Here is a 22,086-nt window from a genome sequence, read left to right as displayed (position 1 = left end):
CATGAAGCCGGCGCTGGCCGGGGGCCGGGCGCCATGATCGCCTTCCTCCTGCGCCGGCTCGGACAGTCGCTGCTGCTCTTGCTGATCGTCTCGGTGATCGGATTCGCCATCCTGCATCTGGCGCCGGGCGGGCCGATGTCGCAGTTCGCCGCCGGCGGCGACATGACCCAGGCCGATCTCGACCGCATCGCCGAACAGCTCGGCCTCAACCGCCCGCTGCCGGTGCAATATCTCGAATGGCTCTGGCGCATGCTGCGCGGCGACTGGGGCGTGTCCTATCGCGACCAGCAGCCGGTGCTGCACATCATCGCCTCGCATATCGGCGCGACGCTGGAGCTGATGCTGACCTCGACGCTGCTCGCCATGGTGATCGGCGCCTGGGTCGGCATCCTCGGCGCGATCCGGCGTTATTCGCTGTTCGACTCGCTCGCCACCGTCGGCGCCATGATCGCGCTCTCGATCCCGACCTTCTGGTTCGGTCTCGTCGTGATCTATGTCTTCTCGGTCGGGCTCGGCTGGCTGCCCTCGGGCAACCGCTACACCATGGGCGACGGCTCGTTCCTCAACCAGGTGCATCACCTGATCGGGCCCTGCATCGTGCTGGCGCTGGTCTCGACCGCGGTCTGGAGCCGCTACATGCGTTCATCCATGCTGGAAGTGGTCAACCAGGACTACATCCGCACCGCCCGCGCCAAGGGTGTGCCGGAGCGCCAGATCCTGCTGCGCCATGCCTTGCGCAATGCGCTGCTGCCGATGATCACCATCACCGGCCTGCATGTGCCGACGCTGCTGTCGGGTGCACTGGTGACCGAGACGGTCTTCACCTGGCCCGGCATGGGCCGGCTCTTCCTCGATTCGATCAGCTATCGCGACTATCCCGTGGTCATGGGCATCTTGATGTTCACCGCCGTGCTCGTCCTGACGGGGTCCCTGCTCGCCGACCTGCTCTACGGCGTCGCCGACCCGCGCATTTCGAGGAGCGGGCGATGAGCGGCATGCCTTTCACCAGCACGGCAGAGCCCGCTTTGCCGCCGGCCCCCGGCTTCTGGAACAGCCCGGGTCTGCGCCGCTTCCGCCGGCACAGGCTCGCGGTCTTCGGCGCGGCGACGATCGTCTTCCTGACGCTCGCCTGCATCGTCGGGCCCTGGCTCCTGCCTTACACCGACACCTTCATCGACATCCGCAACCGCTTCGCGCCGCCCTTCTCCGGTCCGCATGTCCTCGGCACCGACCCGCTCGGCCGCGACATCCTCGCGCGCCTCCTGATGGCGGGCCGGATATCGCTGGCGGTCGGCTTTTCGGCCATGGCGATCGCGATGGCGATCGGCATCGTCGTGGGCATGGTCGCCGGCTTCTACGAGGGCGTCATCGGCGCGACGCTGATGCGCTTCGTCGATGCGATGCTGTGCTTCCCCTCGATCTTCCTGCTGCTGGCGATCTCGGCGCTGATCGCCCCCTCGGTGCCGTCGATCATCCTCCTGATCGCGATGACCTCATGGATGGAGGTCGCGCGCGTGGTCGAGGCGCAGATCCGCTCGCTGAAGACGCGCGAATTCGCGCAGGCAGCCGTCTCCTTCGGTGCGAGCAACCGGCGCATCATGGTCCGCGAGCTCCTGCCGAACGCGATTGCGCCGATCGTCGTCGCCGCCACGCTCAATGTCGCCCATGCGATCCTGGCCGAAAGCTACATCTCCTTCCTCGGCTTCGGCATCCAGCCGCCGACGCCGAGCTGGGGCAACATGCTGGAAAGCGCCCAGAGCTATCTCACCAGCGCGCCCTGGCTCGCCATCATCCCCGGCGCCGCGATCACGCTCGCGGTCACCAGCTTCAACTTCATCGGCGACGGTCTGCGCGATGCGCTCGATCCGCGGATGGAGGGCCAGTGACGGGAAAGGTCGCCGAACTCTGGCGCTACCCGGTCAGCTCGGTGGCCGGCGAGCAGCTGGACCAGCTCGATGTAAATGCCGGCGGCGTCGCCGGCGACCGGATCTGGGGGCTGCTCGACGCCGCCACCGGCCGCATCGCCTCGCCGGGCCGCGAGAAGCATTTCATCGGCGTGCCGCGCGCTCATGCCAAGGTCGCAGGCGAGGGCGTCGCCCTCTCCCTCGATGGCGAACGCTGGGCGGTGCCGGAGGATTCGGAGCTGCTGGAGGGCCTGTCACAGGCCTTCGGCTTCATGCCGGTGCTGAAGCGGTTCGACGCCGTCGGATCAGGCGGATTCAGGCCACGCTACGAGCATGCGCCGATCCATCTCGTCACCAGCGCGGCGCTGGGCAGCCTCGAGCGGGAACTGCCCGGCAGCGTCATCGCTGCCCGTCGCTTCCGGCCCAATATCCTCGTCGACTGGCCCGATGGGACGGAGGCCATACCGGAGCATGGCTGGATCGGTCGCGAGATCAGGATCGGGGACGTCGTGCTGCGGGGGCGTGAACCCTGCGGACGCTGCGGCTTCATCACCATCGCGCAGGAGGGCCTGCCGCAGGACGTCGAAATCCTGCGGACCGTGGTCAAGCGCCACGAGCGCAAGTTCGGGATCTATTGCGACGTGGTGACGCCCGGCCAGATCGCGGCCGGCGCAGCCGTCACCGTCGGCTGAAGCCGGCGGCTATTCGGCCGCCTGCGCAATCTCTGGCGCATCCTCCCCGACCTCCGGAATTTGCGGATAATCTCGCCGAACGATTGCGAAGGCCGCGGCAAGGTCGAGCTTGCCGGACGCATCGCGCATCGCGGCGAACAGCTTGGTCTTGGTGAAGAAGCGCCAGTGGACCGGCAAACCGGCCAGCAACCGCGTCAGCGCACCATAGTTCTCCGCCGTCCAGACCTGCTCGAACGCGTCCCGCTCCGGGCCGAAATGGAAATGAGTCTCATGGGCGCGCGCCGTCAGCTCCGCTCGCAACGCGGCGGTCGCATCGGAATCGACGGCGTCCCCTTCGATCACCACGCCGTAGAGCGCCTGCGCCGCGTCAAGGCTGACATAGCCGCGCTCGACATCGAGCAGGACCCGCTCCGGCTCGCGCTCCAATGGCGAGCCGCGTCCGCCGCCGCCCGGCGAGTGGATATGGATTACGTCGCCCGGCTCAGCGATGGCGATGTCGGTGTTGCCGAGGATGCGCTCATTGGGACGGCCGGGGTTGATGATGAAGTTCGAGGTCTCGGCGGAGAGGCCGCCGAGCGTGCCCCACGGCCGGAAATGCGAGCGGTCGCGATTGCGCACGGTGATGCGCGAGTTCGGCGAGAACACCTTGAACTCCATCACTGTCGCGAGCCCGCCGCGCCAGCGCCCGGCGCCTCCTGAATCCGGCTGCAGCCCGTAGCGCATGAAGCGGATCGGCACCTCGGTCTCGGTGATCTCGATCGGCGTGTTCTTGAGATAGGCGGCGTCGGCGCCCGAGCCGTTCGGCCCGTCGCGATGCGGCATGCCGCCGCCGCCGCCGACCACCGGATTGATCGCGGCGATGACGCTGCGATGCGTCTTCTCGTCGGTCGTCATCACATTGACGATCGAGCTGGAGCCTGCCGGCGCCGCCGGCAGGCGCTCGGGCGCGGCGAGGCTGAAGGCGCCGAAGATCAGGCTGCGCAGGCGCGCGCAGGTCAGGCTGCGCATGCCGACCGCCGCCGGGAAGGACGGGTTCAGCACCGTCCCTTCCGGCGCGATGCAGGTGAAGGGCCGGGTCAGGCCGGAATTGAGCAGGAGCTGCGGGTTCAGAGTGTAGAGCACATAGTAGACGCCGACGAGCAGCAGCGTATGGCGCGGGTCGGAGCCGGTCGGCACGTTGAGCGATGAGCCGAGCTGCGGGTCCGATCCCGTGAAGTCGAGGATCGCCGCGTCGCCCTTGATCGTCAGCGTCAGCGCCAGCCGGCAGGGATTGCCGTCGACGCTGTCCTCGTCGGCATAGTCGGAAAAGAAGTACTCGCCGTCGGGAATGGAGCGCAGGATCTCGCGGGCCTGATGCTCGGCATAGTCCATCAGCCCGTCGAGCCCATCCATGAAGCCCTGGGCGCCGAACTTGGCGACCATCGCCTGGATCTTACGCTCGCCGGTGTTGAGCGCGCCGGCCAGCGCCTTGAGGTCGCCCATGTTGAGCGCCGGCTTGCGCACATTCATCATCATGATGCGCAAAACCGTCTCGTCGAAGGCGCCGTCGCGCATCAGCGTCATCGGCGGGAAGCGGATGCCCTCCTGATGGATCTCGGTGAGCGAGCGCGACAGGCTCGCCGGCACCGCCCCGCCCATATCGGTGTTGTGGACATGGCCGCCGACGAAGCAGACGATCTCGCCCTCGTGGAAGATCGGCTTCCATAGATGTGTGTCGGGGGCGTGAGTGGCGAGATAGCCGCTATAGGGGTCGTTGGTGAAGGCGATGTCGCCCGGGCGGTAATCCGGCACCATCTCGATGGCGCGGTTGTAGTTCATCCCCGGATACCAGGTCGCGCCGAGATCCATCGGCACGGCGACGACGCGCCCGGTGCGGTCCATCACCATCACCGTGAAGTCCTCTGTCTCCTTGACGAAGGTGGAATGCGCCGTGCGGTAGAGCGTATAGGCCATGTTCTCGGCTGCGGCCCGGCAATGATTGGCCAGGACCTGCAGGGTCACCTTGTCGACCATGATCAGGCTCCCTCGCGCAGGGTGAGATGCAGGTTGAGGAAGGCGTCGACCTCAGCCTCGAAACCGGCCGGAATGCAGATCGTGGTGTCCTCCTGCGCGACCACGGCCGGGCCGGAGAAATGCTGGCCGCAGCGCAGCGCCTCGCGGTGGAAGAGCGCAACCTCGCGCTCGCCGCCGTCGAGCCAGACCGTGATGAAGCGCGCCGGGATCACGGCCTCGTCGACCGCCTCGCTTGCCGGGGCGAGCTCCGGCCGCGGCGTCGCGCCGGTGACGACGAGGCGCAGATTGACGATCTGGACCTCGGCCGCCTCGTCGTTGAAGTCGTAGATGTCGAGGTGCTGGCGGTGGAAGGCGGCGCGGATCGCCGCGAGATCGCCCTCGACCAGCCAGCTCTCGGAGAGCGGCACCTCGATCTCGAAGGACTGGCCGTGATAGCGCATGTCGGCGCTTAAGGTTTCGACCACGGGGCCGGTGAAGCGCTGATCCTCGCGGATCCAGGCGAGCCCGTCGCGCTTGAGCTGCGCCAGCGCCTCCAGCAATTGCGGCAACGAGGCGGGCTCTGCGGCTGCAAAGACGCTCTGGATGAAGTCGCCCTTCAGATCGGCGATCAGCCCGCCGAGTGCGCTGACGACGCCGGGCCGGCGCGGCACCAGCACGCGCGGTATCCCAAGCTCGCGCGCCAGGAAGCAGCCGAGCATCGGCCCGGCGCCACCGAACGGCATCAGCGCGAAGTCGCGCAGATCGACGCCGTAACGGGCGACGAGCTTGTTGACCTCGACGAACATCTCGGAGACGGCGATGGCGATGATCGCCTCGGCCGTCGTCTCGGCGCTGCGGCCGAGCATTGCGGCGACCTCGCTGACCACCTTCTGCGCCAGGTCGCGGCGCATGCCGATCTGGTCATAGGCGAGGGCGGTGTGGCCGAGGAGGCCGCAGGTCGCCATCGCATCTGTGACGGTGGCACGGGCGCCACCGCGACCATAGCAGGCGGGGCCGGGCGTCGAGCCAGCGCTTTCGGGGCCGACCTTAAGCACGCCGAAGGCGTCGGCCCAGGCGATCGAGCCGCCGCCGGCGCCGATCGAGGTGACGGAGACGCTCGGCACATAGAGAGGAAAGTCGCCAACGACCTCGCCCGTCCCGAATTGCGGCTGGCCGTCGATGATCAAGGCGAGGTCGGCGCTGGTGCCGCCGATGTCGAGGGTGAGGATGTTCTTCGCGCCGGCCTGCTCGGCGAGATAGGCCGCGCCGATCACGCCGGAGGCCGTACCCGAGAGCAGCATGTTGACGCAGGAGCGCTTGCCGGTCGCGGCGTTCATCACCCCGCCATTCGACTTGGTCAGCATCGCGCCGGCCGGCACGCCACGCGAGACGAGGGCCTCTTCGAGGGCATCGAGATAACCCGAGACGCGCGGGTGGACGTAGCCGTTCAGGATCGCAGTTGTGGTGCGCTCATATTCGCGGATGACCGGCCAGACCTCGCTGGTGCTGAAGACGAAGAGCTCCGGCGCGAGCTCGGCGATCAGCGCCCGCGCCTCGGTTTCATGAGCGGGATTGCGATAGGCGTGCAGGAAGGAGACGATCACGCCGTCGACGCTGCGCGCCTTGAGCTTGGCAATCGCATCGGCGAGGGCGTCGCGGTCGAGAGGCTCGGCGATGCTGCCATCGGAGAGGATGCGCCCGCCGACGCCGAAGACGCAGTCGCGGGGGATGAGCTGCTCCGGGCGGGCGCAGAACAGCGAATACATGTCGGGCATGCGCAGGCGCGCCAGCTCGATCACGTCCTCGAAGCCGGCGGTGGTTATCAGGCCGAGGCGACTGCCCTTGCGCTGGATGATGGTGTTGATGCCGACCGTGGTGCCGTGGACGAAGGAGACGATCTCCTCCGGCGGCACGGCATGGCGCTCGTTCAGCAGGTCGAGCCCGGCGAGGAGTTCGCGGCCCGGGGCGTCAGGTGTCGTCAAAACCTTGATCGTCTCGACGCGGCCGCTGCCGGTTTCCAGCGCGCAGAAGTCGATGAAGGTGCCGCCGATGTCGACGCCGATACGCCAGCTCATGATGGGCCCGTTCCACAAAAGACGGACCAGTCTTGGAGAGGGTGCCGCGCAGGGTCCAACACCAAAACGGCAGTGCCGGATAAGTCGCCCTTATGCCTCGGGCGCAGGCTGGTCGAGATCGAGCTGCTGGCAGGCCGTGCGGATGTGGTTGCGCAGCAGCTCATGGCTGCGCGAGAGCGGCCGGCGCGTGCTGGTGAGCAGGCAGAGCGGCAAGGCGACATGCGGTCGGAACGGACGCGTCACCAGCCCGGGGAAATTGTGCCAGGGCAGGAGACCGTCGACGACGGCGACGCCGAGTCTCTGCTGCACGAAGGCGAGCGCGATGATCGAGACGTCGATCTCCATCTCAGGCCGGAACGGCTGGCCTTGCTTGGCCAGCGCGTCGCGCAGCAATTGCCCCGGCAGCGATTCGGCGCGGTAGGAGATCAGCGTCTCGCCATCGAGGTCCTCTGCGCCGATGGCCTCGCGCTCGGCCAGCGGATGGCTGGTCGGCAGCACGCAGACCACGCGGGTGTAGCCGACCACCTCTGTCTCGATGAAGGGCGTCGGCTGGTCCATCATGGCGATGCCGAGCCCGGCCTGGTCGCGGTCGAGCATGGTCAGGATGACCTCGGCCGGCACGACATAGGAGCGCACGCGCGTGTTCGGATGCGCTGCACGGAAATGACGCAGCGCCTCCGGAACGAAAGAGAGGGATGGCGGTGCCGAGGCGGCGAGGCGCACGAGGCCGGCCTTGCCGTGACGCAGGTCACGCGTGCGTCGCCTGAGCATTTCGAGATCGCCGAACAGGCGCTCGACCTCGGGATAGATCTCCTCGGCCTCGGGAGTCGGGATCAGTCGCCCCTTCACCCGCAGGAACAGCTTGAAGCCGAGCTCATCCTCGGTGTGCAGCAGGATCTGGCTGAGCGCCGGCTGCGAGACATTGAGCGCCTCGGCGGCGCCGGTCAGCGTGCCGCAGCGCATGACCATGCGAAAGACTTCGATCTGACGGGCACGCATGATGCGATCCTAGGAGCAGCCGCGACACCTGTCAGCCGCCGCTGCTCTCGGCAATAGCCGGAGCCTCGTCTGCCTTCGGCGGGTCAATTGCCCGCCGATACTCAAACCGGACGCCCAGAAGCGGACGTTCCATATGTCGACAATGGGCCATTTTGCGACATCGAATTTGGCTACTTGCGCTCGACTACATCCCGCCGGCGGCCTGCGCCGCCGGTCTCATCGCAACCGCGCAAATCCGCGCAAAAACCCGCCGAAGCTCTAACCGCAGCTGAATGACAAGTCAGTCGCAGGTCAATGGCTCCAGCGCGAGCAGTTGGCGCTCCATCGAATGATCAGCGTTGATCTCTCGATCCATCAGTCGAATTCCTTGCGGAATTTTTCGCTGACCGCCTGCTTTGTGCGAAAGCGTCCGATCGAGAACGGCTCCAGCGGCGTCTGGGTTGCGCCGTCCACGATCATCTCGCTTAGGCAGAGCCCAACGCCGGGGCCGATCTGGAAGCCATGGCCGCAGAAGCCAAAGGCATGGAACAGCCCCGCCGTCGTCTCGCTTCGCCCGATCACCGGGATCATGTCGGGCAGATAGGCCTCGATGCCGGACCAGACGCGGATGACATGGCACTGTGCGAGCATGGGCGCGACGCGCGCCAGTGCCCTCATCGCCGCGAGCGTCTTGGCGGGAGGGACCGGTGCGCGGTTCGCCTCCGGGTCGGCCGCCGTGCGCGGATAGCCGGCCAGGATGATGTTGCCGCGCGGAATCTGACGAAAAATCACCGAGCCGTCGATCGCCTGAACCGACGGGCCGATCAGATAGGGAAACGGCTCCGTCACGAACTGGGGCGGGCCGGCCGGGAAGACCGGCGCGGTCTCGCCGAAACGCTCCGCGACCTCCAGCGCCCAGGCGCCGGCGCAGTTGACGAGCGCGCCGCAGCTCAACGCTTCTCCGTCGGCCAGCGTCAGCGCAAAACCGTCGCCCGAGCGATCGACTGCGGTGACAGGCGTGTTCTCGCGGATGACGGCTCCGTGCCTTGCGGCAGCGCGCGCAATCGCCGGGGTGGCGAGGCGCGGATTGGCGGTGGCGTCGCGCGCCGAGAAGGTTGCTGCGACGGCGCGCTCGCCAAGCCAGGGCCAGCGCCGCTTGAGGTCGACACGGCCGAGGTGTTCGATGGTGAGCCCGTAGGATTCGGAAACCTCGGCATAGCCCTCTAGTCTGGCATGCTCGTCCTCGTCGTAGGCGAGATAGAGATGGCCGGTCTGCTCGAACTCACAATCCTCGCCGATCAGCGCATCGAAATCCTCCCAGAGCGCCTGGGAGCGCAGGGACAGCGGATACTGGCCGGGAAAGCGGCCCTGGAGACGCAGGTTCCCGAAGTTGACGCCGCTCGACTGCGCGCCGACGACGCCCTTCTCGATCAAGCTCACACGTTGTCCGCGCCGGGCGAGGAAAAAGGCGGTCCAGGCGCCGATCAGCCCGCCCCCGACGATCACGACATCGCTGGTGTGCTCGCTCATGCCGGATCGCCGGCGGCGGCGAGCGCGATCGGCTTGACCGGGGCTTGGCCACGCAGCCGCCCGGCGGTGGCACCGTCCCGCCCGGCCGCTACGATCTCCTGCAAGGCGGGACCGCAGACCCGGCCTTGGCAACGCCCCATCCCACAGCGGGTCATCGCCTTGACCCGGTTGACCTCGATCGGGCCGAGCTCCTTGCCCATCGCCGTGCGGACGTCACCGACCATCACGTTCTCGCAGCGGCACAGCATGACGGAATCGGGCAGGGCGGCGATCTGCGCGGCTGGCCAGGCGAAGGCGCCCGCCAGCCCGCGCTGGAAAGCGCGCAGGCGCTCGACCTGCCGTGCCAAACGCCTCACCGCCTCGACATCCTGCGGCTGGCCGAGATCGGTGAGGATCGCGTGGGCGGCGAGCGCGCCGCTCGCCTCGGCCGCGTCGGCGCCGCCGATCCGCACCCCGTCCCCGGCGAGATAGAGGCCGGGCCGGGCTCGACCCAGGCCATCGATCTTCGGCAGATGCAGCCTGAAATCCGGATCATAGGCGAACTCGGCCTGCGCCAGGTCGGCGAGCTGCGTCTCCGGCTTCAGGCCATAGCCGAGCGCGACCGCATCGCAGGCGAAACGGCGTTCACGACCCTGCGCATCTCGCAGGAGCAGAGCTTCGACGCGGCCTTCTCCCTCGACGGCGACAGGTGTCACACCGTGCAGCATCTGCGTCCCGGCGCGCAGCGACGCGCTCATATACGAGATGCCGCGCAGCAGCGTCCGCGGGGCCCGCAGCAGCGCCGGCAGGGCAGCGGCCTTGGCGGCCAACGGCGTGGTATCGGCGATCACAGCGATCTCCGCACCCATGTCGCGATATTGCTTTGCTGCCAGCGCCAAGAGAGGCGACGAGCCCAGGAAGGCGACGCGGCGTCCGATCAGGCAGCCCTGATCCTTCAGCGCGACCTGCGCGCCGCCGAGGGTGAACACGCCGGGCAGGGTCCAGCCGGGCAAGGGCACCACCCGGTCCATCGCTCCGCTGGCGATCAGCAGCCTGTCGAAGGCGAGCGTCTCGGCTTGGCCGTCCTGCAGCAGATGCAACTGGTTGCCGTCGATGGCCCAGACCAGCGTCCGCGGACGATAGTCGATCTGCCGCCGCAGCGCCTCGAAGCGGCGATGCAATGCCGCGTATTTCCCGGCCTCCGACCCCATCAGCCGGTTCATGTCGAGCGCGAGATCGTCGGCCGGCCGGCGATAGCCCTGGCCGCCTGCTCGCGCGCCCTCGTCGATCAGAACGGGCCTCAGCCCCTTCGCGCACAGCACCTCGGCTGCGCTGATGCCGGCCGGCCCGGCTCCGACGATGACGATGTCAGCCATCCGCCCTGACCAGCGGCTGCGGCTCGGCGGAGAGGATCATCCCGTCGACGACCTGCGTGGTGCAGGCCCTGATCCGGCCGCCTTCGGCGCTCCAGACCCAGCAGTCCTGGCAAGCGCCCATCAGGCAGAAGCCGGCGCGCGGCTCGGCTCCGAACTCCAGCCGGCGGATCAGGGCGCCGCTCTCCAGCAGCGCGGCAAGGACGCTATCGCCGGTCGTCGCCCGGATGGTCGTGCCGTCGAAGCTGAGCATCGCCGGCTGTCCTGCGCGGGCCGCGACACGGCGGAACTGGGCCTTGGAAGCGTCCATTCCGATCCAGAAGTTTTATTTCAATGCAATAATAGTTCTCGAATATTGATAAGTGACTCGACTGCCTGTCAAGCGCTGAGTCCGCTCAACTCAGACCCGCGAGATGGCGTGCGCGGTGGCGATAACGAGAGAGGAAAAGCGCGAGATGACCTCGGCATGGCTGAAGCGCGAGGTCGAGGTTGCGATGTTCACCGCTCCCTCGGGGCGACCGTGATGATCGACGATCACGGCGGCGATCGAGGCATCGCCGAGATAGACCTCCTCGAACGCGGTGGCGTAGCCCTGCGCTGCGGACTGGCGCAGTTTCTCGCGCAATGCATCGCGCCGCCAGGTCGTCGAGGGCGTGTGCGCCTTGAGGTCGGAGGCGTCGATGATCGCCATCGCCTCCTCCTCGGGCAGGCGCGAGAGCATGGCGATGCCGGGCGCCGTGCAATAGGCCGGCATCCGCGTGCCGATGATGACGTCGGTGTTCAGCACATGGCGGCTGAGGAAGCGCGAGACGAAGATGATCTCCGGCCCCTCGCGCACGGTGAGGTTGACCGTCTCCTCGGTCTCCTTGCTGAGGTGCATGAGATAGGGCATCGCCCTGTCGAGCAGACGGCTGCTGCGCACGAAGTGGTAGCCGAGATCGAGCGTCTTCGCGGTCAGTTCGAAGCGCTTGGTCTGCGCGTCCTTGCGCAGATAGCCGAGCTTGGTGAGCGTGTGGGTGAAGCGCTGCGCGGCGCTGACGTCCATCCCCGTCTCGGAAGCAACCTGCGACAGGTTGAGCGTCTGGTGCTGGCGGCCGAAGGCCGAGAGCACCCGGAACGCCTTCTCGACCGAATTGACCATCAGCGCGTCGTCCTTGCGCACGGCCTCTTCGCCTGCTGCGGCTGCTCGCTTGCGTCCGGTCTGTCTCGCTTCGGGCATCGTCATCGGGGCCTGTTCTCCTGGCGCGATCAATGGCCGTGGCCGGCGGTCTTGACAAGGTGAGCCTTTCGCGCAGAATATTCAATAGAAGTTATCGTATTGTAATAAAAACTCATCGGAGGGCGGTGTGAAGGATTCTGTTCTGGTCGAGGTGCGCGGCGCTGTCGGCATCCTCACCCTCAATCGGCCGCAGATCCTCAATGCCTGGAATGCGCCGATGCGGTCCCGGCTCGTCGAAGGCCTCGACGAGCTCGAAGCGAACGAGGCCGTGCGGGCCATCATCCTGACAGGCGCCGGCGGCCGCGCCTTCGGGGCCGGCCAGGACCTCAACGAGACCAAGACCTTTGACCAGGACCGGGCAGAAGCCTGGATGAACGAGTGGGAGCGGCTCTACGACCGGCTCCGCTCGCTCTCGAAGCCGATCATCGCCGCCTTGAACGGTGTCGCCGCCGGTTCGGCCTTCCAGGTCGCTTTGCTCTGCGACCTGCGCATCGGCCATGACGGCGTCACCATGGGCCAGCCCGAGATCAACTCCGGCATCGCCTCGGTGACCGGCCCCTGGATCATGCGCGAGATGATCGGGATCGCCCGCACCATCGACCTGACCCTGACCGGGCGGATGATGGATGCCGACGAATGCTACCGGATCGGCCTGATCAACCGGATCGTGCCGAAGCAGACAGTCATGGAGGCGACCTTGGCGCTGGCCGAGGAACTGGCCGGCAAGCCCCCCGTCGCCATGCGCCTCAACAAGGCCCGCTTCCGCGAAGTCACGGAGCAGAGCTTCCGCGAGTGCCTCAAGGCCGGCATCCGCAATCAGCGCGAAGCCTACGGCACCGGCGAGCCGGCGCGGATGATGGAGCAGTTCCTGGCCGTTCGCGCCGCGCGCAAAAGCGCCTGATGAGACAATGCGCCTGACGATCTGATCACCCACGGGGAAACGCGGAAAACCGCTTGAAAGGGGAGATGACGATGACGACCGGAACGACGAAGCCGACGCGACGCACCCTGCTGCAACTGGCCGGCGGCGCAGCCGCTGGCGCTCTTGCGGCGCCCTACCTCACCGGGATCGCCCGAGCCGCGACCCAGATCACGGTCGCCGATCCCGGCGGGCCGTTCGGGCCGGCCTTCCGCAAGGCCTTCTACGACCCCTTCGAGAAGGCGACCGGCAACAAGGTCGTCAACGTCGCCCGCGAGGCCGAGCCGACCGCCCAGTTCAAGGCGATGGTCGAGACCAAGTCCTACACCTGGGATGTCTGCACGCTGACGCTCTCGGCTCGCGACATCCTGAAGACGCAGGGCCTGCTCGATCCGATCGGCTTTGCGCATGCCGATGTGCCCAGGCTGATGCCGCAGGCGATCTCGCCCGAATTCATGGGCACGGACGTCTATTCGACGATCTTCGCCTACCGCACCGACCGGGTGAAGAACGCCCCGGCGAGCTGGGCCGATTTTTTCAATGTCGAGAAGTTCCCGGGCCGGCGCGCACTGCGCAAGAACCCGATCGACACGATCGAGCAGGCGCTGCTCGCCGACGGCGTGCCGCTCGACAAGCTCTACCCGCTCGACATCGACCGCGCCTTCAAGGTCCTCGACAAGATCAAGCCGCATGTCGCGGTCTGGTGGACCGGCGGCGCCCAGTCGACCCAGCTGCTGCAGAGCGGCGAAGTCGACATGCTGCCGGGTTGGAATGCGCGCTTGCAGGCCGCGATCGACGGCGGCACGCCTGCCAGGATCGTCTGGAATCAGGGGCTCTACTCGATCGAGGGCTGGGGGCTGCCGAAGGGCGGGCCGAAGGCGGATGTCGCCCGCCAGTTCGTCCGCTTCTGCTCGGACCCGAAGGCGCAGGCCGCCTTCACCGAAGCCCTCGCCTATGGCCCGACCAATCTCGACGCTTATCAGACGATCTCGCCCGAGCGCGCAAAAGTCCTGCCGACCTCTCCGGAGAACCTGAAGCAGATGGCGATCGCCAACGAGGATTGGTGGAGCGCCAATCGCTCGAAGGTCACCGAGCGCTTCAACTCCTGGCTCCTGACCTGATGCCGATGGCGACGAGCGCCGCGATGACCGGAACCGAACCGAAGGCGGCCAAGCTCGTCGTCGAGGGCAAGCTCGTCATCGAAGGACTTTGCAAGCGCTATGGCGCGACCACGGCCCTCGAGCCGAGTTCGCTCAGCGTCGCCGAGGGCGAGTTCCTCACCTTGCTGGGGCCTTCGGGCTCCGGCAAGACCACGCTGCTGCAGCTCATCTGCGGGCTGGTCGAGGCGAGCGAAGGGCGGGTCGTGATCGACGGGCGCGATCAGTCGGCCACGCCGGTCCATCAGCGCGATATCGGCCTCGTCTTCCAGCATTATGCGCTGTTCCCGCACCTGACCGTGGCCGAGAACATCGCCTTCCCGCTGAAGATGCGCGGACGCCCGGGCGCCGAAGTCAAAAAACGCGTCGCGGCGACGCTGGAGATGGTCCATCTCGGCCATCTCGCCGGCCGCTTCCCGCGCGAGTTGTCCGGCGGCCAGCAGCAGCGCGTCGCGCTGGCGCGCTGCTTTGTCTACCAACCCTCGATCATCCTGATGGACGAGCCGCTCGGCGCACTCGACAAGAAGCTGCGCGAGCACATGCAGATCGAGATCAAGCGGCTGCATCGCGAGAGCGGCGCCACCATCGTCTATGTCACGCATGACCAGGAAGAGGCGCTCGCCATGTCCGACCGCATCTGCCTGATGAACCATGCCAGGATCGAGCAACTCGGCACGCCGCGCGAGATCTACGAGCGCCCGCGCACCGCCTTCGCCGCCGATTTCATCGGCATCTCCAACATCTTCCGAGGGCGCTGGGACGGCAATGGCGCGATCGACACGGCGCATGGGCGCTTCGCCTTGCCGAGCGGCGCGCGTTGCCAGAGCAAGGATGCCACCCTCGTCATCCGGCCGGAGAACCTGCATCTCGGCGCCCGAGACGGCAACGCCGTGAGCGGCCGCGTCAGCGAGGTCGTCTATGCCGGCTCCGAGACGCGTGTCATCGCCGCGCTCGACGACGGCAGCCCGCTGGTGCTGCGGCTCGGCCCCGACGATCTGGTGCCCGCGATCGACGAGCGGATCGTCGCCGGCTGGTCGCGCGACAAGGCGGTGCTGGTCGCATGAGCGCGGTATCCCTCAGCAGCGCGCCGGTGCGCCTCAAACTGCGGTTCGGCGCGCTCTGGCTGGCCGTGCCAGGCCTCCTGTTCCTGGCGGTCTTCTTCGTCTATCCGGTCGCGCAATTGCTCGGCCTGAGCATCGTCGATCCGGAGAGCGGCGCCTTCTCGGCCGGCGCCTATCAGCGCATCGTCGCGACGGACGTCTATCTGCGCGTGCTCGGCATCACCTTCCGCATCGCCGGCTGGACGGCGATCTGGTCGCTGCTGATCGGTTATCCGCTCGCCTACTGGATTGCACGCCTGCCTGACCTGTTTCGCGGCCGCATGCTGCTCTTCGTCATGGTGCCTTTCTGGACGAGCTATCTCGTAAAGACCTTCGCCTGGATGATCGTGCTCGGGCGCAGCGGTATCATCAACTCGCTGGCGACCGGCTCCGGCATCGTCGACCAGCCTTTGCCGCTGCTGCACAACCAGTTCGGCGTCATGGTCGGCATGGTGCACGCCATGGTGCCGCTGGCGGTGATGACCATGCTGCCGGTGATGACCGGCATCGATCGCCGGCTGGTCCAGGCGGCGCAGACGCTCGGGGCCGCGCCGGCGCGCGCCTTCTGGCTGGTCTATTTCAAGCTGTCGCTGCCCGGCGTGGCGGCCGCCGGCCTCCTCGTCTTCATCTCCTCGCTCGGCTTTTTCATCGTCCCGGCCTTCCTCGGCGGTCGGCAGGAGACCATGCTCGCCCAGCTCATCATCACGCAGGTGCAGGAGCTGTTGAACTGGTCCTTCGCCGGCGCACTGTCCGCGATGATGCTGGCGGCGGCGCTCGTGTCTTGCGTGATCTACGACAGGCTCTTCGGGCTCTCGACCATCGCCGGTGGCTCCGCCCAGGTCGGCACCGGCCGCATCCGCAACCTCGGCCTGGCGGTCCTGGCAGCGGTCGCGACCCTTGCCGGCCACCTCGCGACACTGGCGCGATCCCTGTTCGGAAAGCGCGTTTGCGACCTGCTGCTGCCCGGCTTCTGCTGGCTCGTCATCGCTTTCCTGGTGCTGCCGACGCTGCTCGTCATCCCGCTCGCCTTCACCTCCTCGCAGTTCCTCGAATTTCCGCCGCCGGGCTATGGGCTGAGCTGGTTCGAGGCCTATTTCAGCTCGCCGCTGTGGATCCAGGCGACGATCCGCTCCTTCGCGGTCGCCTTCGTCACGGCAATTGCTGCAACCGCCATCGGCGGCTTTACGGCTCTGGCGCTGGCGAACAGCCGCACGCGCTGGGGCGGGCTGATCTTCGCCTTCTTCCTTGCGCCGATGATCGTGCCGCGCATCGTCATCGCGGTCGGGCTGTTCTATCTCTTCGCGCGGCTCGGGCTGATCGCGACCGATCTCGGCCTCGTCATCGGCCACACCGTGCTGGCGATTCCTTTCACGCTCGTCACCATCGCCGCCGTGCTCAAGACCTACGACCAGCGCCTCGACCAGGCAGCGGCGACGCTCGGCGCCAACCGGCTGCGCACCCTAACCGGCGTCACCATTCCGCTCGTGAAGGGCGGTCTCATCGCTGCCTTCCTGTTCGCCTTCATCACCTCCTTCGACGAGCTGACGATCGCGATCTTCGTCTCGGGCGGCATCAAGACCACGCTGCCGAAACAGATGTGGGACGACATGATCCTGCAGCTCAACCCGACGCTGGCCGCGGTCTCCGTGGTCGTCTTCGTCGTGGTGACGGTGATGCTGCTGCTTGCGGAACGCTTCCGCTCCTCTTCCTGATCGACCGAGCCGACGACCGAGCATGACCTCCTTCAACGACGACGGCTTCGTGAGCCTTCTGACCACGCGTGCTGCCGCTGAGCCGGACAGCGTCTATGCGCGGTTCTGCGGCGAGACCGTGACCTATGCCGGGCTCGAACGCCGCTCGGCCGCCTTCGCCACCCATCTCAGGGCGCGCGGCATCAAGCCTGGCGACAGGGTCGCCGTAATGATGCGCAACTCGATCGCTACGATCGCGGTAGTCTTCGGCCTTGCTCGTGCCGGCGTCGCCTGGGTACCGGTCAACGCCCAGCAGCGCGGCGAGGGGCTGCGCTACCTACTGACGCATTCGCAGCCGCGGCTGGTCATCGCCGATGCAGAACTGGCGCCGCAGATCGCCGAGGCGATGGGCCCGGAGCCGGACCTGCCAAAGCTCTTGCACGCGCCGGGCGGCGAACTCGACGCCGTCCTGGCCAGAAGCGAGCGCTTCGACGAGCCGGCGCCGGCCGCCGATGCTGTCTTCGCCATCATGTACACATCGGGCACCACCGGCCGGCCGAAGGGCGTGATCGTCTCGCATCGCATGCTCCGGCTCGCGGCGGAGAGCGTCGCGAGGCTGTCCGATGCACGGCCCGCAGATGTCTTCTTCGTCTGGGAGCCGCTCTACCATATCGGCGGCGCCCAGCTCCTGCCGCTACCGATGATCAGCGGCATCACGCTCGCCATGGTCGAGCGCTTCAGCGCCAGCCGCTTCTGGGATCAGGTCAGGGCGGAAGGCGCCAGCCATATCCACTATCTCGGCGGCATCCTGCAGATCCTGCTGAAGCAATCCCCGTCGCCACGTGATCGCGAGCATGGCGTGCGCATCGCCTGGGGCGGCGGCTGTCCGCCCGACATCTGGCCGCAGTTCCGCGACCGCTTCGGCATCGATATCCGCGAGTGCTACGGCATGACGGAAGCCTCCAGCCTCACGACCTGCAATGTGACCGGGGTGCCGGGCTCGGTCGGCCGGCCGCTGCCCTGGTTCACGGTGAAGCTGCTCGACACCGGCGGACAGCCGGTGCTCCCCAGCGAGCGCGGCGAGATCGTGATCGAGACCAGCATCCCCGGCGCGATCTTCCCCGGCTATCTCGACAATCCCGAGGCGACGGCGAAGGCGTTGCGCGAGGATGGTTTCCACACCGGCGATCTCGGTTCCCTCGATGCCGACGGCAATCTCTATTTCCATGGCCGGATGACCGACAGCGTGCGCTGCCGGGGCGAGAACGTCTCGGCTTGGGAGGTCGAGCACGTCGCGGCAGAGCATGAAGCGGTCGAGGATTGCGCGATGATCGGCGTCGCTGCCGATGTCGGCGAGCAGGACATCAAGCTTTTCGTCAAGCCGCGCGACGGCATCGTCATCGATCCGCAGGCGCTGTCCGGCTGGCTCGGCCAGCGTCTCGCGCCCTACCAGAACCCGCGCTACATCGCCGTCATCGACGAATTCGAGCGCACGGCGAGCCAGCGCATCATGAAGCACAAGCTCTCGCCGCGGCTCGACGATTGCTGGGACCGGGCGGCGATGGCGACGAGATTCTGACATGGCCGGTTGCGACATCCTGATCTCGGGCACCGGTGGCTTCGCCGCGCGTATCGCCTTCGACATCGCAGCGACCGCCGACGAATCGGTCGAGGTGATCATCGCCGGCCGCAATCGCGAGCGCCTGAACTGGCTGCGCACCGCCGCCAATGCCCGCGCGGCGCTGTTCGGCAAGAAGGCGCGTTTCACGACACATGCGGTCGATCTGCTCGTTCCGAACGCGTCCGACGAGATGCTAGCGGCGACCGCTCCGCGCATCGTGGTGCAGGCCGCTTCGATCCAGACCTCGCAGGTGATCGCCCAGAGCGGCAATGCCTGGACGCAGCTCGTCGCCGAAGGCGGCCTGAGCGCCACGGCGGTTTTCCAGGCGCTGCTCAGCTCGCGGGTCGCGGCGGCGATCACGCGCAGCGGCAAGCCTGTGACGCTGGTCAATTGCGGCTTCCCCGACGTGGTCAACGGCATGATCCGCGCGATGGGCCACGACGTCGCGTGCGGCATGGGCAATGTCGCGATCCTGTCGAATGTCTTCGCCGGCTCGGCCGCCACGCCGCCGGGAGCTGATCTGAAGGTCCTCGCGCATTACCAGAACCTCGCGGCCTGGCGCCGCCGGCCTGAGGAACGCGGCGGACGGGCGCCGCGCGTCTGGCTGGACGGCACCGAGGTCGAGGATGTCTACGGGCGTTTCGCCGATATCCAGCTCACCCCCGAGCCGGTCATCGAGATATCGGGGGCGAGCGGCGTCCCCATGCTGCTCGCCATGGCGGCCGGCCGGTCATGGGGTGGCCATGTGCCCGGCCCGAACGGGTTACCGGGCGGTTATCCGGTCCGGCTGACCGATGGGACGCTCGAACCCGATCTTCCAGACGGTGTCGCCCAGGCCGAAGCGATTGCCTGGAATGCATCATTCGAGGAAGAGAACGGTCTCGTTGTTTCACCCGAAGGCAAGGCCAGCTTCACCGGCCTCCTCGGCGACAGGCTCGCCGACCATATTCCTGCCCTTCGCAATGGCTTTTTCGTGGGAGAGCTTGAAGCCGTCTGCGAGGAGTTGCTTCAGCTGCGCGCTGCTCTGATGAAGCGCTAGTTCGCCTCGATCGCGGGTCGAAGCACGCCGTGCTCGGACGCCTACTCGGCGATGCCACCGGATACTCCGGAACGCCCGCAACATGTCCCCACCCGTGGTGACAGCGGTGTCGTCGGAAACCCGGCATTCTCGTCGCATAGCGACAAGATGCGAACCGATCGCCGGCTTGCAAAAGCGCCTCGTCCTTCCAGTGCCAGAGCGGTTTCCCGAAGTGAACGCAGAGAAAGCCGCTGCCGCCCGCCGCCGCTCGGGCGATGTCTATGAGACGCTGCGGAACGGGATCCTCTCCGGTGAGACGCGACCGAATGAACCGCTCATCGAAGTCGACATTGCCGCCGCGCGATGCCGACCGTGCCGAGCAGGCGATGCGCACCACTCATGCGCACCTTCCACATTGTCCGGAAACTGTCCTATCCATCGCCCGGCGCACCCGGGCTATCGCTCGAAGCCGAGCCGCGTCGATGACGGCCGCCCGCGCAGACGGTGACGCCGGATGTCCCAAGCGGCTGTGACAGAGGCGGCGGTGCACTCCGCTATGATCCTCCGCAGGATCGGACCGCCCTGCCGAGGCGGGCCACCTCAACGACAAGGCAAAGCGATGACAGGGAGGGACATGATGAAGACGAACGGAATCGTACGCGGCCTGACACTGGCCGGCGGGCTGTTGATGAACCTCGCAGCCGGCGCGCAGGAGCCCGGCATCACCGACAAGACGATCAAGATCGGTATCTTCGGGCCGCTCTCGGGCCAGAACATGGCCTATGGCTTCGACGTCGTGAACGCGGCGAAGATGTACTACGACAAGATCAACAAGGACGGCGGCATCCACGGCCGCAAGATCGAATACGTCGTCGAGGACGACCGCTGCAACGCCAACGATCTCGTCGCCGCCGTCAAGAAGCTGGTGGAGCAGGAGAACGTCTTCATGCTCAACGGCGGCTCCTGCTCGGCCGCCGTCGTCGCCGCCAAGGACTACATCGTCCGCAACAAGGTGCCCTATCTGATGCTCAACGCGTCGGGTGACGGCGCGTTGTTCCCGCCGACCGACTACATCTTCGGCGCCTTCTCGATCTCGCAATACGCGGTCGGGGGCGCCATGGTCGAATTCGCCGCCAAGAGCCTGGGCGCCAAGACGGTCGCCTACATCAACCACGACGACGCCTACGGCGCCTGGAATCTCGAAGGCTCGAAGAAGGACGCCGAGGTCAGCGGCGTCAAGCTCGTGGTCGAATCGGTAAACCCGACCATCAATGATGTCACAGCGCCCTTCCTGAAGCTGCGCGCCGCCAATCCGGACGCGATCCTGCTCGTGACCTATGCCCGTCCGGCCGCATTGCTGATCAAGAAGGCGGCCGAGCTCGGCTTCAACAAGCCGATCATCCTCTCGGTCACCGGCACGGCGAGCCTCAACCAGCTCGTCGGCAATGTCGGCAAGGACGCGCTGAAGAACTTCTATACCCAGGAGGTCATGATCGACTCGCCCGGCGGCGACAAGCTCAAGCCGATCTACGACATGTACAAGGCGGCCTATCCCGATCTCGCCGCCAAGCCCGACCATCCGCAGACCTACATGCCGTACGGCATCCCTCCGGCGATGTCCGTGGTCAAGGCGCTGCAGGATGCCGGCCCGAACCCGACCCGCGAGAAGGTGCTCGCCGCCCTGAAGACGCAGGACTTCGACTCGGGCGTCATGGCCGGGCGCATGCAGTTCGGGCCGCAGCAGCGCGCCGCGAACCGCTCGACGATCTTCATCAAATACGACGGCACGACGATGACCCCGCTACCAGGCGTCTTCACCAGCCGCTGGACCTATGAGCCGAAGTGATCGTCGCGGGCAGTCTCGCCCTCGCCCGACATCGGATGGCGGCCCCCGAGCCGCCATCTCTCCCCTGACCTGAGCCCCGGCCGGACATGGACCTGCAACTCGCGCTGATCTTCCTGCAGCAAGGCATCGCCTCGGGGCTGGTCTCGGGCAGCGTCTACGCCCTGCTCGCGCTCGCCATCGTGATCATCTTCAAGACCTCGGACGTGCCGAACTTCGCCCAGGGCGAGGTCTTCATGGCCGCCGGCTATGTCGCGCTCTATCTCTTCGTCTTCCAGCAGATGCCGATCTGGGTCGTGCTGCCGGCGACGCTGCTCGCGGCCTTCCTCGCCATGGCGCTGTTCCGGCGCGTCGTGCTCGACCAGGTCGCGAAATCGGCCAAGGACCTCGTCTATCTCGTCATCGCCACGCTCGGCCTGTCCTATGTCCTGAAGGGGCTCGTGCGCCGCACCGGCTTCGGCGACACGCCGCGCTCCTTCCCCGCTCTGGTGCCGACCGATTCCGTCATGATCGGCCAGGCGTCGGTCACCCTGCTCGACCTTGCGATCTTCGGCACCGCCGTCGCCGTGATGGCGGCCTTCTTCTGGATGTTCAACTACACCAAGACGGGGCGGGCGATGCGCGCCGTCGGCATGAACCCGAAGGCGGCCCAACTCGTCGGCGTCGACCTGCGCCGCTGCCATATGCTGATCTGGGGCCTGTCGGGCGTTATCTCGGCGATCGCGGCGCTGCTGATCTCGCCCAAGATCCTGATGACCGCGGACATGGGCTCGATCGTCATGCTCGCCTTCGCGGCGGCGATCGTCGGCGGTTTCTCGAGCCTGCCCGGCGCCATCGTCGGTGGCTTCATCATCGGCATCGTCGAAAACATGGTCGGGCTGTTCATCTCCTCCCGCGCCATCGTGCTCGCCCCCTTCCTCGCCATCCTGATCGTGCTCGTCCTGCGTCCGCAGGGCCTGTTCGGCGGGAAGCTGACGATCAAGAAGGTCTGACCC

18 protein-coding genes are annotated in these 22,086 nt (G+C 67.0%); 11 read left to right on the top strand and 7 right to left on the bottom strand.

The genetic code is table 11. The annotated features are described in order from the left end of the window. Positions 1–33 precede the first annotated feature (33 nt). From B6S44_RS08160 to B6S44_RS29275, 3 genes are read left to right on the top strand one after another with little or no spacing between them, the layout of a single operon-like run. Complete coding sequence (locus B6S44_RS08160) at positions 34–990, top strand: ABC transporter permease (RefSeq protein WP_129156387.1); 957 nt, start codon at positions 34–36, stop codon at positions 988–990. After that, positions 987–1,886: an ABC transporter permease gene (locus B6S44_RS08155; RefSeq protein WP_248309495.1), complete on the top strand. Its 900-nt coding sequence runs from the start codon at positions 987–989 to the stop codon at positions 1,884–1,886. Before B6S44_RS08160 ends, B6S44_RS08155 begins: the two co-directional genes overlap by 4 nt. Next, on the top strand, positions 1,883–2,596 hold the full coding sequence (locus B6S44_RS29275; RefSeq protein ID WP_164985755.1) for an MOSC domain-containing protein: 714 nt from the start codon (positions 1,883–1,885) through the stop codon (positions 2,594–2,596). The genes B6S44_RS08155 and B6S44_RS29275 overlap by 4 nt, the downstream gene beginning before the upstream one ends. 9 nt (positions 2,597–2,605) lie before the next feature. Here B6S44_RS29275 and B6S44_RS08145 read toward each other — a convergent pair whose 3' ends face one another. From B6S44_RS08145 to B6S44_RS08115, 7 genes are all read right to left on the bottom strand, one after another. Beyond that, on the bottom strand, positions 2,606–4,609 hold the full coding sequence (locus tag B6S44_RS08145; RefSeq protein ID WP_129156383.1) for a hydantoinase B/oxoprolinase family protein: 2,004 nt from the start codon (positions 4,607–4,609) through the stop codon (positions 2,606–2,608). Positions 4,610–4,611: 2 nt separating this feature from the next. After that, complete coding sequence (locus B6S44_RS08140) at positions 4,612–6,663, bottom strand: hydantoinase/oxoprolinase family protein (RefSeq protein WP_129156381.1); 2,052 nt, start codon at positions 6,661–6,663, stop codon at positions 4,612–4,614. Positions 6,664–6,753: 90 nt separating this feature from the next. Then, a complete protein-coding gene (locus B6S44_RS08135) occupies positions 6,754–7,662 on the bottom strand; it encodes a LysR family transcriptional regulator (protein ID WP_129156379.1) in 909 nt (302 codons plus the stop codon). A gap of 354 nt (positions 7,663–8,016) precedes the next feature. After that, positions 8,017–9,171 carry an NAD(P)/FAD-dependent oxidoreductase gene (locus B6S44_RS08130; protein WP_129156377.1) on the bottom strand — a complete coding sequence of 385 codons (1,155 nt, stop codon included), beginning with the start codon at positions 9,169–9,171 and terminating at the stop codon, positions 8,017–8,019. Further along, on the bottom strand, positions 9,168–10,526 hold the full coding sequence (locus B6S44_RS08125; RefSeq protein ID WP_129156375.1) for an FAD/NAD(P)-dependent oxidoreductase: 1,359 nt from the start codon (positions 10,524–10,526) through the stop codon (positions 9,168–9,170). The genes B6S44_RS08130 and B6S44_RS08125 overlap by 4 nt, the downstream gene beginning before the upstream one ends. Continuing rightward, positions 10,519–10,833 (bottom strand): (2Fe-2S)-binding protein, encoded by a 315-nt coding sequence (locus tag B6S44_RS08120; protein WP_206735097.1) that lies wholly within the window; start codon positions 10,831–10,833, stop codon positions 10,519–10,521. The genes B6S44_RS08125 and B6S44_RS08120 overlap by 8 nt, the downstream gene beginning before the upstream one ends. Positions 10,834–10,923: 90 nt before the next feature. Further along, positions 10,924–11,748, bottom strand: a complete 825-nt coding sequence (locus tag B6S44_RS08115) for an IclR family transcriptional regulator (protein ID WP_248309494.1) — start codon at positions 11,746–11,748, stop codon at positions 10,924–10,926. A gap of 121 nt (positions 11,749–11,869) precedes the next feature. Between B6S44_RS08115 and B6S44_RS08110 the strand changes: the two genes are divergently transcribed. The 8 genes from B6S44_RS08110 (at position 11,870) to B6S44_RS08075 (ending at position 22,083) form a co-directional block, all read left to right on the top strand. After that, positions 11,870–12,643: an enoyl-CoA hydratase/isomerase family protein gene (locus tag B6S44_RS08110; RefSeq protein WP_129156373.1), complete on the top strand. Its 774-nt coding sequence runs from the start codon at positions 11,870–11,872 to the stop codon at positions 12,641–12,643. Positions 12,644–12,714: 71 nt separating this feature from the next. After that, on the top strand, positions 12,715–13,782 hold the full coding sequence (locus B6S44_RS08105) for an ABC transporter substrate-binding protein (protein WP_164985754.1): 1,068 nt from the start codon (positions 12,715–12,717) through the stop codon (positions 13,780–13,782). 23 nt (positions 13,783–13,805) lie between these two features. After that, positions 13,806–14,882, top strand: coding sequence for an ABC transporter ATP-binding protein (locus B6S44_RS08100; protein WP_129156369.1), 1,077 nt, complete (start codon positions 13,806–13,808; stop codon positions 14,880–14,882). After that, complete coding sequence (locus B6S44_RS08095; RefSeq protein WP_129156367.1) at positions 14,879–16,630, top strand: ABC transporter permease subunit; 1,752 nt, start codon at positions 14,879–14,881, stop codon at positions 16,628–16,630. Before B6S44_RS08100 ends, B6S44_RS08095 begins: the two co-directional genes overlap by 4 nt. 22 nt (positions 16,631–16,652) lie before the next feature. Further along, complete coding sequence (locus tag B6S44_RS08090; protein WP_129156365.1) at positions 16,653–18,188, top strand: class I adenylate-forming enzyme family protein; 1,536 nt, start codon at positions 16,653–16,655, stop codon at positions 18,186–18,188. A 1-nt stretch (position 18,189) separates the two neighbouring features. Then, complete coding sequence (locus B6S44_RS08085) at positions 18,190–19,269, top strand: hypothetical protein (protein WP_129156363.1); 1,080 nt, start codon at positions 18,190–18,192, stop codon at positions 19,267–19,269. Between the two features lie 613 nt (positions 19,270–19,882). Continuing rightward, positions 19,883–21,094, top strand: coding sequence for an ABC transporter substrate-binding protein (locus tag B6S44_RS08080; RefSeq protein WP_206735096.1), 1,212 nt, complete (start codon positions 19,883–19,885; stop codon positions 21,092–21,094). A gap of 86 nt (positions 21,095–21,180) precedes the next feature. Next, on the top strand, positions 21,181–22,083 hold the full coding sequence (locus B6S44_RS08075) for a branched-chain amino acid ABC transporter permease (RefSeq protein WP_129156361.1): 903 nt from the start codon (positions 21,181–21,183) through the stop codon (positions 22,081–22,083). Positions 22,084–22,086 lie beyond the last annotated feature (3 nt).

The sequence above is a fragment of the Allobosea sp. Tri-44 genome, from assembly GCF_004123845.1.
Classification (GTDB): domain Bacteria; phylum Pseudomonadota; class Alphaproteobacteria; order Rhizobiales; family Beijerinckiaceae; genus Allobosea.
Note: the sequence above shows the minus strand (reverse complement) of the source record. Positions and strands in the feature narration are given on the sequence as shown.